This window comes from Bradyrhizobium sp. P3_C3 (assembly GCF_056402655.1).
The window spans coordinates 47,671-60,401 of sequence record NZ_JBFUGY010000010.1 but is presented as its reverse complement, the minus strand read 5'-3'; the positions used below and the strand labels follow the sequence as shown (position 1 = coordinate 60,401).

Genomic DNA, 12,731 nt, shown 5'->3' with positions numbered 1-12,731 from the left:
TCTAACCTCTCATGCGGCCCTGATCTGACACAGCGTGGCTTTCGGCTCCTGCATGCCGGTGGCAGGATCATAGCCATAGGTCGTCAGCGTGTTGTTGCTCTCGCCGAGCACGATGGGATCGGCCCCCGTTGGATATTTCGCCCGAAGGTCGGCTCCCTCGTACCAGCCGGCGAAATGGAACGGCATCCAGGCAACGCCCTTGCCGACGCGTTCAGTCACCTGCGCCTTCATCCGGGCCCGCGAGCTGTTCTCTGCACCGGTCACCCAAACCCAGCCGCCATCGACGATGCCGCGCTCGGCTGCGTCCGCCGGGTTGATCTCGACGTACATGTGCTGCTTCAGTTCGGCGAGCCATCTGTTGGACCGCGTTTCCTCGCCACCGCCTTCGTATTCAACCAGACGGCCCGAGCTCAGGATCAGCGGGAACTGCTTCGAGATTGCGCGATCGACGGCGGCCTTCTGCACGGAGAAGCCGATATTGGGCACGCGGAATTGCTTCGCGTCCGGCAAGGTCGGATAGTCGGCGACGAGGTCGGGACGCGGCGTGTAGATCGGCTCGCGATGCACCGGAACCGGATCGGGAAGATTCCACGCAATCATGCGTGCCTTGGCGTTTCCGTAAGGCGAACACCCGTGTTCGATCGCGACCCGCTGGATGCCGCCGGACAGATCGGTCGACCATGACACCTTGTCGGGATCGGCCGGATTGATGCGCTCGATCACCTCGCGTTCTTGCGTCGTGAGGTCCTTGTCCCAGCCGAGTTTCTTCAGCACGCCAAGGGTGAACTCGGGATAACCGTCCTTGATCTCCGAACCAACGGAGTACGAGCCTTCGGCAAGAAGATTATCGTGATCTTCCCGCTCCACCTCCTGCCCGTTCTCCATCACCTTGCGCTTCACGACGCGCTCGACTCCGAACCGCGCGCGGAAGGTGCCGCCGCCCTCCTTCACCGGAAGGTTGGTATTGTAGAGGATCGGCGTGCCCGGATGCCTGTACTCGGGCGTGCCCCAGCACGGCCATGGCAGGCCGTAATAATCTCCACCAACCTCCGGATCATCCTTCGGCGCCCGCAGCGTCACCAGGTCGAACTTGTGCTGGTTTCTCATGTGGGCCTTGAGCCGCTCCGGCGACTGGCCGCAATAGCCCGTCGACCAGCCGCCGCGGTTGATCTCGCGCAGGATGTCCTCCGCCGAGACCGCGCCGTTCTCGACCTTGATGTTCTTGAACATCAGGTCGGCAAATCCGAACTTGCGGGCGAACAGGTACATGGTGTCGTAGTCGTTCTTCGATTCGAAGACCGGATCGACGATCTTTTCGCCCCATTGCAGGGAGCGGTTGGAGTTGGTGCGCGAACCTTCCATCTCGAAGCTCGTGCAGGCCGGCAGGAGGTAAGTGCCGTTCTTGCGCTCCGACAGCACCGACCATGCGGTCGGATAGGGATCGCAGACCACCAGCAACTCCAGCTTCTCGATGCCCTTCACCGCTTCCGGCATCCGCGTGATGGTGTTGACGCCATGGCCCATGATGAACATGGCCTGCACCGGATTGGGCTGGCTGATCTGATTCTTCGGGAGCAGGGTTGCGTCGAACCAGCGCGTGCTGGGAATGCCAGGCGTTTCCATCAGCTTCTTGTCGGGGAAGCGCGACTTCATCCAGTCGTAGTCGACCTCCCATACCCGGCACCAATGCCGCCAGGCCTCCTCGGCAAGACCGTAGTACAGCGGCAGCGACGTGACATCGAGACCGAGATCGGTTGCACCCTGCACGTTGGTGTGGCCGCGGAAAATGTTGGCGCCTGCGCCGGGCAGCCCCATGTTGCCGGTGGCGAGCAGCAACAGGCAGCTGGCGCGGACATTGGCGGTGCCGGTGGTGAACTGGGTCTGCCCCATCGCCCAGATCAGGGTGGACGGCTTCTGTTTGGCGAACAGTTCGGCGACGTGCTTGACCTGCGCCTCCGGCAGGCCGGTCACGCGCTCGACCTCCTTGGGCGGCCACTTCGCAACCTGCTTCCGGACCTCATCCAGGCCATAGACGCGCTGAGCGAGGAATTCCTTGTCCTCCCAGCCATTCTCGAAAATGTGCCACAGCATGCCGTAGATCGTGGCGATATGCGTGCCGGGGCGAACCCGGACATATTCGGTCGCGTGCGCAGCGGTCCGCGTCATCCGGGGATCGACCACGATCATGTTGGCGCGGTTGAGCTCCTTGCCTTCAAGAATGTGCTGCAGCGAAACCGGATGGGCCTCGGCTGGATTGCCACCCATCAGCAGGATGGTCTTGGCGTTGCGGATGTCGTTGTAGCTGTTGGTCATCGCGCCGTAGCCCCAGGTATTGGCTACACCGGTGACCGTCGTGGAGTGGCAGATCCGCGCCTGGTGATCGGAATTATTGGTGCCCCAGAACGCCGCAAGCTTGCGATTGAGATAAGCGGCCTCGTTGGTGAACTTGGCGGAGCCGAGCCAATAGACCGAGTCGGGCCCCGCCTTCTGGCGGATATCCAGCAGCTTGTCGCCGATCTCGTCGATCGCCGTCTCCCAGGAGATGCGCGTCCACTGTCCGTTGACGAGCTTGACGGGGTAACGCAGGCGTCGTTCGTTCAACACGTCGTCGCGAACTGCCGCACCCTTGCAGCAATGCGAGCCGCGATTGATCGGACTGTCGTAGTCGGGCTCCTGCCCGATCCATACGCCGTTGGCGACCTTGGCGATCACCGAGCAACCGACCGAGCAGTGCGTGCAGACGTTCTTGCGGGTCGTGACCGTTGCGCCGACAGGTGGCGGCGGACCGGCTTCGGCCTTGCGCACGCTGTGCAGCGCGAGTTCGCCCACCGCGGCCAATGCGCCGGCCGTCACTCCAGAGCGCTTCAGGAACGTTCGCCGGTCCAGTTTCGCGGATGCTTCGTCGGCCGCCGCATCGAAAAGCCTGGCACGCTCCGGACGACGATCGGACTTCCTGATCAGCACGGAAGTCTCCTATCGAGCGGGATAGCTGTTGACGCGATAGAAATTCCTGACTTCCTGGGAGTCAGGTCGATAGCGAGCCTTCCGCTTCTGATCGAGATCAACGGGCTTTGCGGAAGCCGCCGCCGGCAACAATTGGCCGGCACCCAACGCACCGGCACCGACAATCGTCAGCCGAAGCAAGTCGCGTCGAAGAAGCTTTGGCGCTTGATCATTCTTCAACGAAGCACACTCCCTGTCGGGGTCAGGCCTTCCCGAAGGCTATCCGAGTTTTGCGCCGGACATCAATCACAGACCTGCGTTGCATAATCTGCAGGAGCGGCCGTGCCACGCAGCTTTGCTGCTGGTGTTACCGCAACAAGCGGTCAATCGCCGTCAACATCATTGTTATCAGCCGTTCGGCTCCGCAGATTGTCGTGCGAATTGGAAACGCCGAAACATCGAGCAGATGATTGCCGGACGGGTGACGTCACACGCGTCGCGAGTGACGAACTCGCGATCGATACGAATGATACGTCGACATCGTGAGCGATCGCGGAAATCCGCGTCGGGTCGGCGGGGCCGCGCCCCTTCGTTGCGCATTTGAGGTCACGCAACACAAGGATGCGATTTATCTAGCTGGAAATGCTGGGTATCCAGAAAAAGCTGGCGCCCCCGAAAGGACTCGAACCTTCACGGCCGTTAAGCCACTGGCACCTGAAGCCAGCGCGTCTGCCAATTCCGCCACCTGCGCATGCCGTTTTGGCGCACGGAGGCGGTTACCATGGTTCGGTGACGCGCTTGGCGCAGGACGATGCGCCTCTCTGGCAGCGTCAGAAGTCAACCGTCATTGACAACCACAACGTACGCGGCATGCCGCTGATCACATAACCGGTCGGATTGCCGATCCAATAGCGTTTGTCGAAGAGGTTCGTGAGAGAAGCACGGAACGTGGTGGGTCGTCCCGCCAGTTGGGTTGCCTAACGTGCACCAATGTCGAACGTCATCCAGGCCGGAACACTTTGGATGTTGTCAGCACTGACATAGGCCTGGCTGGTGTAGATGGTACGCGCCGTCGCAGTCAGCCCGGGCAGGAACGGAGTGTCCCACTCGACACCGAGATTGCTCTGCCATTCCGGAGCGCCGATGGCACGGTTGCCATCATGGAGGTGCCCTTCAGTCTTTGTCAGCCGCGCGTCGAGGTAAGTCACCCCTCCCAGGACGCGGATCCCGGGCCCGACTTCACCGAACGTATTGAACTCGATGCCCCGGTTCCTTTGCTCACCATCGAGACTGAAGATCCTGGTAACCGGATCGGTCGCGCCGCTCGGCAGGCTGATCTGGAATGCCGCGAGGCTCGCGCCGAAGCCTCCGAGATCGAGCTTGGTTCCGACTTCATACTGCTTTGTCTTGAAGGGCGCGAACACCGCATTGGTGTTGGCGGCGCCGGACGGCGGCGTTGGTCCAGGCGTGAGGCCTTCGATGTAGTTGGCGTAGAAGGACAGCTCCTTGATCGGCCGAACCACCAGCGCCACGGAAGGCGACGTGGCGCTCTGATCGTAGTGGGTCATTTCCAGGCCGCTCACGGGGGCATAGCTGTTCGCGATAACCTGCTGCTGTCGCGCTCCGACGATCACCTGAAGCATCCCGTTCATCATCGAGAGCGTATCGGCAACGCCGACACTTCTCAGACCGAGGAAATCCGACTTCCCCTCAGGGAATGAAGACACCGGGGTGCCCGGACTCGCCAGCAGGGTCGGCGTGTAGATGTTGGTAAGATAGTTTCCGTAATTGGTCTGACCGAGCCAGTCAGTGCGGTTCATGGCGCTGCCGCTGACAACCACCTCATGACCGACCGGACCTGTGTCGAAACGCGCCCGCACGCCGGCTTCGCCCGATACGCCGTCGTTTTTGCCGGTCTGGAAGCGAGAGGTCGAGAGGGCATCGCCTGCCGTGTTTAGAATGGTGGCGCCGGGGGCTTCCTGCTTGTCGAAGGTGAATTGGTTGGCGCCGATTGCGCCGAACACGGTGACATTATTCGACACATCATATTCGGCGCGCGTAAGCCCGGTGAGGCTCTTCGCGCGGGCATAGTCGAACGGCTGGGCGAGGTTGATGCGGGGGTCCGGAGCATTCGGCACCGCGATGCCAATGACGGGCGTGTAGCCGCGAGCTGCCGCTTTCATCCAGTCGTCCTGATAGATGACATCGGCGGACCACCTGAAGCGCTCGCCCCGATAGTCAACGCCAAGCGAACCGACTCCGTCGCGTACCGACTGACGGTCGATCGTCGTATTGCCGCCATCGATCCCGCCGTTGAAACGAACGCCCCATTCGCGCTGCTCGCCGTAACGGCGCGCCACGTCGATCTCCGTGCCAAACCGCGCATTCGAGATGTAGCCGGCCGTCAGACGCGTCAGGTCCTCGTTTGCCCGTTTGGTCACGACATTGACGCTGCCGCCGATGCTGCCGGACGGAGCCATGCCATTGAGGAACGCCCCGGGTCCCTTGAGCAGCTCGATGCGCTCGATCGGCGCAGGGTTGATCCGGTAAGCCGGCACGAGGCCGTACAGCCCATTCAGCGCGATCTCGCTGTTCTCGACCCGGAAGCCGCGAATGGTCAGCGCGTCATAGCGATTGCTGCTACCGATCGCCGCCCGTACTGACGAATCGGAATTGGTCAGGACCTCGGCGACACTGGTCGCCTGCTGATCGCGGATGGTCTTTTCCGTGTAGCTCGTGAGGCTATATGGCGTTTCCATATAATCCCTGTTGCCGAGCAGGCCGACCTGTCCGCCCCTTGCGATTTGCCCTCCAACATGCGGCACCGGCAACGCTGCCTGCCTTGCTCCAAGCGTGGCCGGCGCGCTCGTCACCGGCGCGTTCTCACGTCGCTCTGCCCGCCGCGTCGTCGCAGCGCGCGATGTATTGGATGACCGCTGTCGCCGTGCGAGAGAGGCTCGCTGCTCAGGCGCGACGACGGTCACGGGAGGGAGTGACTGTCCGGACGTCGCCGATTGTTGGCGGCCCGACTGCTGTGCGACGGATGAGGTCGTGGTCAAAAACACTGACACGCACGCAAGCCCGAATGCGCGCGAGAAGGTCACGTCGTTAAGCATGCAGTCCCCGGAGTCTTTTCTTCTTGATGCCCCGTCCCAGACACGAATCGCTTGGGACGAGAGCGAATAAGCATTCGGGAAAATCCATGCCAACTAGAAGGCATCTAAGCTTGCAGGTGATCCTGGCGCGCCGTTCTACGTTTCGATTTCACATCGCATCGATTGTTGGTAAGCGCGAAAGCCTTTTGCTGCCGCCCGAACGCACGATTCGAAAAACTTCGTAAGACCGCAACGCGCCGGATGTGATCGCGACGAGTCATGAGGCAGACCGCGCGAAACCACCGCGGTCAATTGTCACAGACGCGCAATTGCTGGGGACTCAAGACCCGACATGACATCGCTACTGGTAAATGCGTCGCACATCGCCGCGCGGAAGCGACCCAACATGCGATCGCTGGGGACGCGGGCCAGCATCCACCGCTGGACGAGCATCATCTCGACGCTGTTCCTGCTGATCCTCTCGCTGACGGGCTTGCTGCTGATATTTCAAAAAGAGATCGACGAGGCGTTTGGTTCATCGGGAATGTTGGCCGAAGTCCCGGAAAGCAAGGGCGCGCCAACGCTTGATTCCATCGTCGCGGCAGCGCTGGCGCGACACCCCGGCGATACGATGATCTCACTCGAATTTGCAAAGCGGTGGCCGATCGTGGAGACGCGCTCGGCGCCAACCCCGGATGCCGGACCCACCCGGATACACCGCGAGGTGATCGACCTTCGCACCGGTCAGCTCACAACGATGCCGCAACGGCGTAGTCCCGTGATGCAATTCCTGCACACGCTGCACGCGGATTTGTATCTGGGGCTGCCCGGCGGCTTGTTCCTTGCCGGCATGGCACTCGTCGTCATCGCCTCTGTCGTCTCGGGCTTGATACTCTATCCGCCATTCGTCCGCCGATTTGGATTTGGCACGGTTCGCACGAACAAGAGCCGAAAACTATTGTGGCTCGACCTGCACAATCTGACGGGCATCATTACGATGGCGTGGCTGCTCCTCGTTGCCACGACCGGAGCAATCAACACCCTGCATGGCCCCGTTTCCACTTCGGTAAGGACAGCCATGTCCGACGAGATTCGGCGGCGGGTCGTCATGACACAGGCAGGGCGAATGGAAGAGGTCGATCGGCCTGGGTCAATCGAAGCTGCGATTGCTGCTGCCCGCGGCAAGGTGCCAGCAGCGCGAGTGATGTCGTTGTTGTTCCCGAACGCCGAGATCAGTTCATCCAACCACTACGTGGTTCTGATGAAGGACGGACAAATGATGACACAGGAGCTCTTCTACGCGGTGCTCATCGACGCCCATACCGGTGGCGTGTCTGACGTATTCGAGCCGACGGGTGTCACGAAGGCGCTGCTGATCGCCGAGCCGTTGCATTTTCCGACGACGTTTCCCGGCCTGGCGCCCAAGCTCGTCTGGGCGTTTTTCGACATCGTGACGATCATGGTGCTGGTGAGCGGTTTGTATTTATGGGCCAGCAAACCGGGCGGTCGCATCCAGCGCAGACGCTCTGCGAAATAGGAAGCGCCGGTGCCGGCACGGCGAGCGTATTCTTGCTCGCCGGGCGAGACAAGACCACCCGTGGCCAAGGGAGCCGTCCAAGCATGCAGATGGGGCTCAACTAACTGGAATTGCTCATTTTCCAGAATTGTATGGTGCCCAGGAAAGGACTGGATCGCCCCCTCCCGGAAGTGGCTATTTTGCAGGGGTTTTAAGCCAACCGGCGGGCGTTTGTGTACCGGACTTGTGTCCCGCTCGCAAGCGGAGCCATGAAGCACACCTGCAGGACGGTCTCGGGCCAATATTCCGACCAGTGGGACCTGCCATGTTCGGTGCGACGCTCGGGGCCGTGCTCGCCGTCGCGGACCTTTGGGACTCGGAGACCGCGGCATCGACTTGCTTCCTCCATGGCCGCGCGCTGCGGCTACGACCGCTTGGCCCGCTTCCTTGCCGGCTTCGGCTCGGTAGGTTCAAACAGACCGGTCTTCGCCCAGTCGTTGCCGATGCGGTTGACGGTACAGCCGGCCTTCACGAGCCTGTTGGCGAAGTCGTTACGACTGTCGAAGTCCTGGCCCAAGGCCGCAATGTGTCGGCCGCCGACGTCCGAGAACGCCTTAACCCGACCGATGCGAACCAGTACCGTCTTGTGGGGATGCCGTCCCATCGCGAGTCCCGCTTCGAAGAGGACGTTCGGCCTGGCCTGGCCCTGCGGCTTGCGCTCGTTGGGGCCGTCGTTCGCGTTGCAGAGATGCTCTTTGAGGTGCACGAGGTCATCCGGAGAGAACATGACCACCACGGCCTGCGCCTGGTCCATGACCTCGTCGATCACGTTGCCGACGTAAGGGTTGTTGCCCTTAGCCTGGTCGAGCGCATGCTGCCATTCGTAAGGGGCCAGGCCCATCGCACGCAGGAAGTCGAACATCGACTTGCGGAGCGGCTCGTCGCGACCGTGCACGACGAACACCTTGTTGCCCTTCAGTTTTCGTACGGCCTTCTTCGTGGCCCTCGTGCGCCTGGTCGGCTCGGTCGGTCGCTGCTCACGCGGTTCGTCGTCCCGGTCTGGTCCTCCGCCGCCCCGCAACGCCCCACGTATCTCCGCGCGTTCTGCCGCCGTAGAGTATCTGTTGAGGTTGATGTGACGCCTGCTCGCCAACACCAGGGCCGCCAGATGCCGATCGAGCATCATCTCATTGGCAACTCGGGTGATGTGCGGATACACGGCTTTGGACGTGATGCCCATTCGGTTCGCGATCCGCTCGATCAGGTCCTGGTTGATCTTGGCCAACTACCGAGCCCTATTCTTGGTTTTCCGGTGTCGTGCGACGTTGACATAGTTCGTTCCGACATCCAGCAGACCCGCGATTTCCCGCGAGGTGAAGCCGATCGCGTCGAGCTTCAGCGCCGCCGAGTCCTTGTCTAGATCCCTGGTCGCCATGAGCGCCAACAGCCCAGCGATCTTGTCGAGGGCGGGTGTATCCTTCTCAGAGTTCTCGTTAGCGCGTGCGGCCGCGCGCCTTGCTTTTTTTGCCACTCTTCTTCGCCTTCGCCTTCTTGCGGTTGAATTTCGCTACGCGGACAGATTCAGCGGTTGAACCGGCTGCCTCGGCCGCGTCCTTGGCCGGCAAACCGAGCCCCTCCAGAAAGTCGACCTTCTCGAGGACCTCCTTGTATTTGGTCGGCTCGTTCTTCCGGGCCTCCTGTAGGCACAGCAACGCCAGCGATCTGCCGATCACCGGCAGCCATGTTGCGTAGTCGGGCGGGTTCTCGGCCATCGAAGCTCCATGCTGCAGCAACCGGCGGTCGCGGTTCGAATCAGAGAACAATGTTGACGCGAGGACCGGGAACTTGCAAGGCCACTAGTGGCCTATATGCGTCCTTTTTTGATAGTTGCTCAAAAAAATCTTACAAAAACCGGGGCTGATGTGCTATTTGATTGAGTCAGGTCGCACTTCCCCGCTCAGGTTTGACCAAAAACTTGTGTGGATCGCCTTTTGGAAAGCAAAATGTTCAATCACACGCATTATGTTCCCGTTCTTAAATGGAAGATGGGGGAATACCAGGCGCTGAGCCGCCTCACGGACGCCGTGAAGGACCGCATCACGCCGTTACTGGAGGTCCCGCCTGTTGGCTTCGACTTCGAGACGCGCGCCAACAAGGAGACCTTGGATTCGCACATCGGCGACTTTGGCCGCCGCCTTAAGTCGAAGTGGCAAGCGCGTCCCTGCTTCGTCGACTTGAAATATCTGCAGGCCAATCCGCTTTGCACGGGCGGCCAGCACTGCGTCGACGAGTTGTTTGATGCGGCTCGCCAGGAAGGCTGTGCTGCGATCCCGGTCGCGAGCTTCAACAACAATCCGGCCTACCTTGCAGCCATCGGTCGGGTTGCGCAGCAAGATCGGCGCGGCGTCTGCCTACGCCTTTATCTGCCCGACTTCGATCGACCGAACCTGGCCGCTGACATCGAGAACATGCTGCGCTCGATGGCAGAGGGCTGGCACGCCTGCGACTTGGTCATCGACCTCGAAGCGCAGAGCTATGTCCCCGTGACGGTGTTCGTCGGCATCATCCATACCTTGCTCAGCAAGGTACCGGTGCTGAACCGCTGGCGTACGGTTAGTGTCGTAGGCACGTCATTTCCTAATACGGTAGCCGGTCTCAACATGAACCCCGCCTTCATTCCGCGAATGGAATGGCAGTCATATCGGGCGTTTCTCGGCACGCTGAGCCCCGAGGCTCGCATCCCGACATTCGGAGACTACGGAGTTGCACATCCCGATCCCGTCGAGCTCGACATGCGGCTCATCAAGCCGTTCGCGAAGATGCGGTATACGATCGACAACGACTGGTATTTCGAGAAGGGTTCGCCTGTGCGCACCCACGGCTTTGGCCAATTCCAAGGCATGTGCGCGAAGTTGATCGCGCAGCCATACTTCTGCGGCCGGAACTTCTCGGCCGGCGACACCTACATCGCCGACTGCGCCGCCGGCACCGCGGCGACGGGCAATCTCTCTACCTGGGTGTGGGTGGCAACGAACCATCATCTGACGAAGGTGGCCTCTGACCTCGCCAGCGTTCACGGGCTTTCAGTTGCTGCCGAATAGTCGTGCGCAACTCGTCGACCGGCATGGTGGCTGCGAGATGCTGGTAGAGGAAGCCTCGCGGCTGCCGCAGCAGCTTAGTTGGCGCTTCGCGCTCCCGTAGGATGGCAGCGACCTCATCGCGCCACAGCAGTTCGGCCAGGGCGAGCGGCTCTATACCGGGGTTCATCCGCACGGGCCTAACCGTATCGAAATCAACAGCGCCCCGCGGGCCGCTGCATACGACCTTGATTCCCCACCAATCCGGCACGTAGGCCTTAGCCTTCTCGACATGCTTCTCGCCGACAACGAGCGTCGCGCGATCGAGCACCTTGCCATACACGTCGACTTGGCTCGGAAGCCGATCGAGCGTGTCCGCGTCACTCTTGATCTCGTAGCCATGAAGGAAGCCGTTGACGACGGCGATATCCACGCGGACCGTACCGTGTCGGAGACCCAGCTCGTCCAGCACGAGCGTGTTGGCCTGACCGTGATGCTCGCGCAGGACCTTGGCGTGCAGCGCCTGACGGACCTCGCGATCCCGCATCAAGCCTCTGGCGGCCCCGCCGGCACCGGGTGTCCGCCGTGATGTTTTGGTGGTCTCGGGCTGCATGGTCCACACCATTACCCGCGATCGACAGACGTGGCGACGGCTCGCGGGGCCTCGAACGCAGAAAACTCCGTGGCGAGTCAATTCAGTCACACCGCGTATTACGTTCTTAAGTCCGTATTTACTTTCGTCTTGTAGGTTAGATGCCATGAGCAAACAGGTGATCTCGTTCCGACTGTCCGATGTTGATCTAGCGGCGCTGGATCTCGCCTGCGAGCGCTTCAGTGAGAACCGGTCCCAAGTCGTCGCCCGTGCGATCCGAGCCCTGCTCGAAGAGTATGTAGAGGACGGCAAGACGGTCACGCGCCGCCCGTACTGGCTCGCGAGCCTCGACGATGGGAAATGAATCATGAACCGGCTCGATCCCAACGGCTTGGTCGTTCCTGCCGCGATCATCATTCTTGCCGTACTGGCGGTGATCTCCGGATATCGCCTTGAGATCGGGCACGATGGCCTAAGGTTCGAGAATGCTCCGATGGTTCGTGCGTGCGCCGACGGACACTGCTGAGAATCCCTTGCCGCGATCATAGTTCCCCCAGCATTCGTGCAACGGCAGTAGGGGCGAAGGGCCGACCTGTTTCGCCGACATAACCCGCCTTCTCCAACTCGACAGCGATCGCCCTGAGCGACCGCCTCCCGCCTTTGGGGGTCTTCCGCCTCAGCTTGCGAGCCAGGGCAATCATCTCCCCACCATGCTCGACTGCATCAATTTCCGCGAGACTCCTTCGGCCCTCGACCTTCGTGCCGCCGGCTCGCTTTCTGTCACGGGCGGCCTTCAGCTTGGCGACGAGTCGAGCCTTCTCGTATTGGTGGAATGCTCCGGCGATCTGCCGCATCATCACCCGAGATGGATCACTGCTGTCGGTGAGGTCATCGCCATTCGCAGTCAGGACGCGGACGCCGCGGTTGATCAGCGCCAATATGCCAAGCTCCTGGGTGATCAGCTCACGAGCAAATCGGCTTGCATCCTCAACCAGCACGGTCCTTACGCCGTTGCCCTCAATTTGATCCAGCAGAGATGTGAAGCCAGCACGGGTCTCGATCGGGTCCGCACCGGACACCGCGGCATCATTGAACTCGCTCACGACCAAGAAGCCCGCCCTCTTGGCGAACCCCTCGATCGCATCCCGCTGTCGCCTTTCAGAGTCCTTGTCGGCGCCCACATTCGCCGCTGACGAGGTCCGGATGTAGGCAACTGCCTCGATATTTTTCGCTTTAGTAGCCATGGCTTACAGACATTTTATGTTACGTATTCTTGAGAAAACGTAACACGACCGATACGCGCTTGCAATGAAAATCAGATCTTTCTCTCCTTCAGATTGAGCTTGGTCGAGGCTTATCGGGGAAGACGCTCACGGAACAGAACGAGCACGATGTTCTTACCCTGTTCTGCCGGCGAGGTTCGGCCGACCCGGTCGTGTCGACGTGGGGAAAAGCAGGATCAACAGTCCGTTCAGCCGCCGCGGCGTGGACTCCCCCCTGGAGAGGCA

The 12,731-nt window shown here is 61.1% G+C and carries 11 protein-coding genes and 1 tRNA gene; 4 read left to right on the top strand and 8 right to left on the bottom strand.

Annotated elements, in window-relative coordinates:
• Positions 1–9 precede the first annotated feature (9 nt).
• The 3 genes from AC1DW2_RS13685 to AC1DW2_RS13675 form a co-directional block, all read right to left on the bottom strand.
• Positions 10–2,964 carry a formate dehydrogenase subunit alpha gene (locus AC1DW2_RS13685; protein WP_477006317.1) on the bottom strand — a complete coding sequence of 985 codons (2,955 nt, stop codon included), beginning with the start codon at positions 2,962–2,964 and terminating at the stop codon, positions 10–12.
• 643 nt (positions 2,965–3,607) lie between these two features.
• A tRNA-Leu gene (locus AC1DW2_RS13680) sits at positions 3,608–3,688 on the bottom strand.
• A 232-nt stretch (positions 3,689–3,920) separates the two neighbouring features.
• Positions 3,921–5,816 (bottom strand): TonB-dependent receptor, encoded by a 1,896-nt coding sequence (locus AC1DW2_RS13675; protein WP_477006316.1) that lies wholly within the window; start codon positions 5,814–5,816, stop codon positions 3,921–3,923.
• A gap of 574 nt (positions 5,817–6,390) precedes the next feature.
• On the opposite strand from AC1DW2_RS13675, the gene AC1DW2_RS13670 reads away from it, so the two are divergent.
• Positions 6,391–7,575, top strand: coding sequence for a PepSY-associated TM helix domain-containing protein (locus tag AC1DW2_RS13670; RefSeq protein ID WP_477006315.1), 1,185 nt, complete (start codon positions 6,391–6,393; stop codon positions 7,573–7,575).
• Positions 7,576–7,978: 403 nt separating this feature from the next.
• On the opposite strand, the gene AC1DW2_RS13665 is transcribed toward AC1DW2_RS13670, so the two are convergent.
• Genes AC1DW2_RS13665 through AC1DW2_RS13655 form a run of 3 tightly spaced genes read right to left on the bottom strand, consistent with a single transcriptional unit; the run spans position 7,979 to position 9,326 of the window.
• Entirely contained in the window at positions 7,979–8,839 is an 861-nt protein-coding gene (locus AC1DW2_RS13665) for a TIR domain-containing protein (RefSeq protein WP_477006314.1), read from the bottom strand.
• On the bottom strand, positions 8,840–9,085 hold the full coding sequence (locus AC1DW2_RS13660; RefSeq protein ID WP_477006313.1) for a hypothetical protein: 246 nt from the start codon (positions 9,083–9,085) through the stop codon (positions 8,840–8,842).
• Positions 9,048–9,326 carry a hypothetical protein gene (locus AC1DW2_RS13655; protein ID WP_477006312.1) on the bottom strand — a complete coding sequence of 93 codons (279 nt, stop codon included), beginning with the start codon at positions 9,324–9,326 and terminating at the stop codon, positions 9,048–9,050. The genes AC1DW2_RS13660 and AC1DW2_RS13655 overlap by 38 nt, the downstream gene beginning before the upstream one ends.
• 231 nt (positions 9,327–9,557) lie before the next feature.
• Here AC1DW2_RS13655 and AC1DW2_RS13650 point away from each other — a divergent pair, with 231 nt between their 5' ends.
• On the top strand, positions 9,558–10,655 hold the full coding sequence (locus AC1DW2_RS13650; RefSeq protein WP_477006311.1) for a beta family protein: 1,098 nt from the start codon (positions 9,558–9,560) through the stop codon (positions 10,653–10,655).
• On the opposite strand, the gene AC1DW2_RS13645 is transcribed toward AC1DW2_RS13650, so the two are convergent.
• Complete coding sequence (locus AC1DW2_RS13645) at positions 10,564–11,244, bottom strand: sce7726 family protein (protein ID WP_477006310.1); 681 nt, start codon at positions 11,242–11,244, stop codon at positions 10,564–10,566. The two genes, AC1DW2_RS13650 and AC1DW2_RS13645, sit on opposite strands and share 92 nt — an antisense overlap.
• Positions 11,245–11,389: 145 nt before the next feature.
• Between AC1DW2_RS13645 and AC1DW2_RS13640 the strand changes: the two genes are divergently transcribed.
• Together AC1DW2_RS13640 and AC1DW2_RS13635 are read left to right on the top strand one after the other, a co-directional pair.
• The gene (locus tag AC1DW2_RS13640; protein ID WP_477006309.1) at positions 11,390–11,587 is read left to right on the top strand and encodes a hypothetical protein; all 198 of its coding nucleotides are present in this window, start codon (positions 11,390–11,392) and stop codon (positions 11,585–11,587) included.
• A 3-nt stretch (positions 11,588–11,590) separates the two neighbouring features.
• Positions 11,591–11,749 (top strand): hypothetical protein, encoded by a 159-nt coding sequence (locus AC1DW2_RS13635; RefSeq protein WP_477006308.1) that lies wholly within the window; start codon positions 11,591–11,593, stop codon positions 11,747–11,749.
• A gap of 16 nt (positions 11,750–11,765) precedes the next feature.
• On the opposite strand, the gene AC1DW2_RS13630 is transcribed toward AC1DW2_RS13635, so the two are convergent.
• Entirely contained in the window at positions 11,766–12,467 is a 702-nt protein-coding gene (locus tag AC1DW2_RS13630; RefSeq protein ID WP_477006307.1) for a recombinase family protein, read from the bottom strand.
• Positions 12,468–12,731 lie beyond the last annotated feature (264 nt).

Excerpts from the sequence above, each read along its gene's own strand:
- AC1DW2_RS13670 (WP_477006315.1), top strand. The coding sequence starts at position 6,391 with ATGACATCGCTACTGGTAAATGCGTCGCACATCGCCGCGCGGAAGCGA.
- AC1DW2_RS13655 (WP_477006312.1), bottom strand. The coding sequence starts at position 9,326 with ATGGCCGAGAACCCGCCCGACTACGCAACATGGCTGCCGGTGATCGGC.
- AC1DW2_RS13650 (WP_477006311.1), top strand. The coding sequence starts at position 9,558 with ATGTTCAATCACACGCATTATGTTCCCGTTCTTAAATGGAAGATGGGG.
- AC1DW2_RS13645 (WP_477006310.1), bottom strand. The coding sequence starts at position 11,244 with ATGCAGCCCGAGACCACCAAAACATCACGGCGGACACCCGGTGCCGGC.
- AC1DW2_RS13640 (WP_477006309.1), top strand. The coding sequence starts at position 11,390 with ATGAGCAAACAGGTGATCTCGTTCCGACTGTCCGATGTTGATCTAGCG.
- AC1DW2_RS13635 (WP_477006308.1), top strand. The coding sequence starts at position 11,591 with ATGAACCGGCTCGATCCCAACGGCTTGGTCGTTCCTGCCGCGATCATC.
- AC1DW2_RS13630 (WP_477006307.1), bottom strand. The coding sequence starts at position 12,467 with ATGGCTACTAAAGCGAAAAATATCGAGGCAGTTGCCTACATCCGGACC.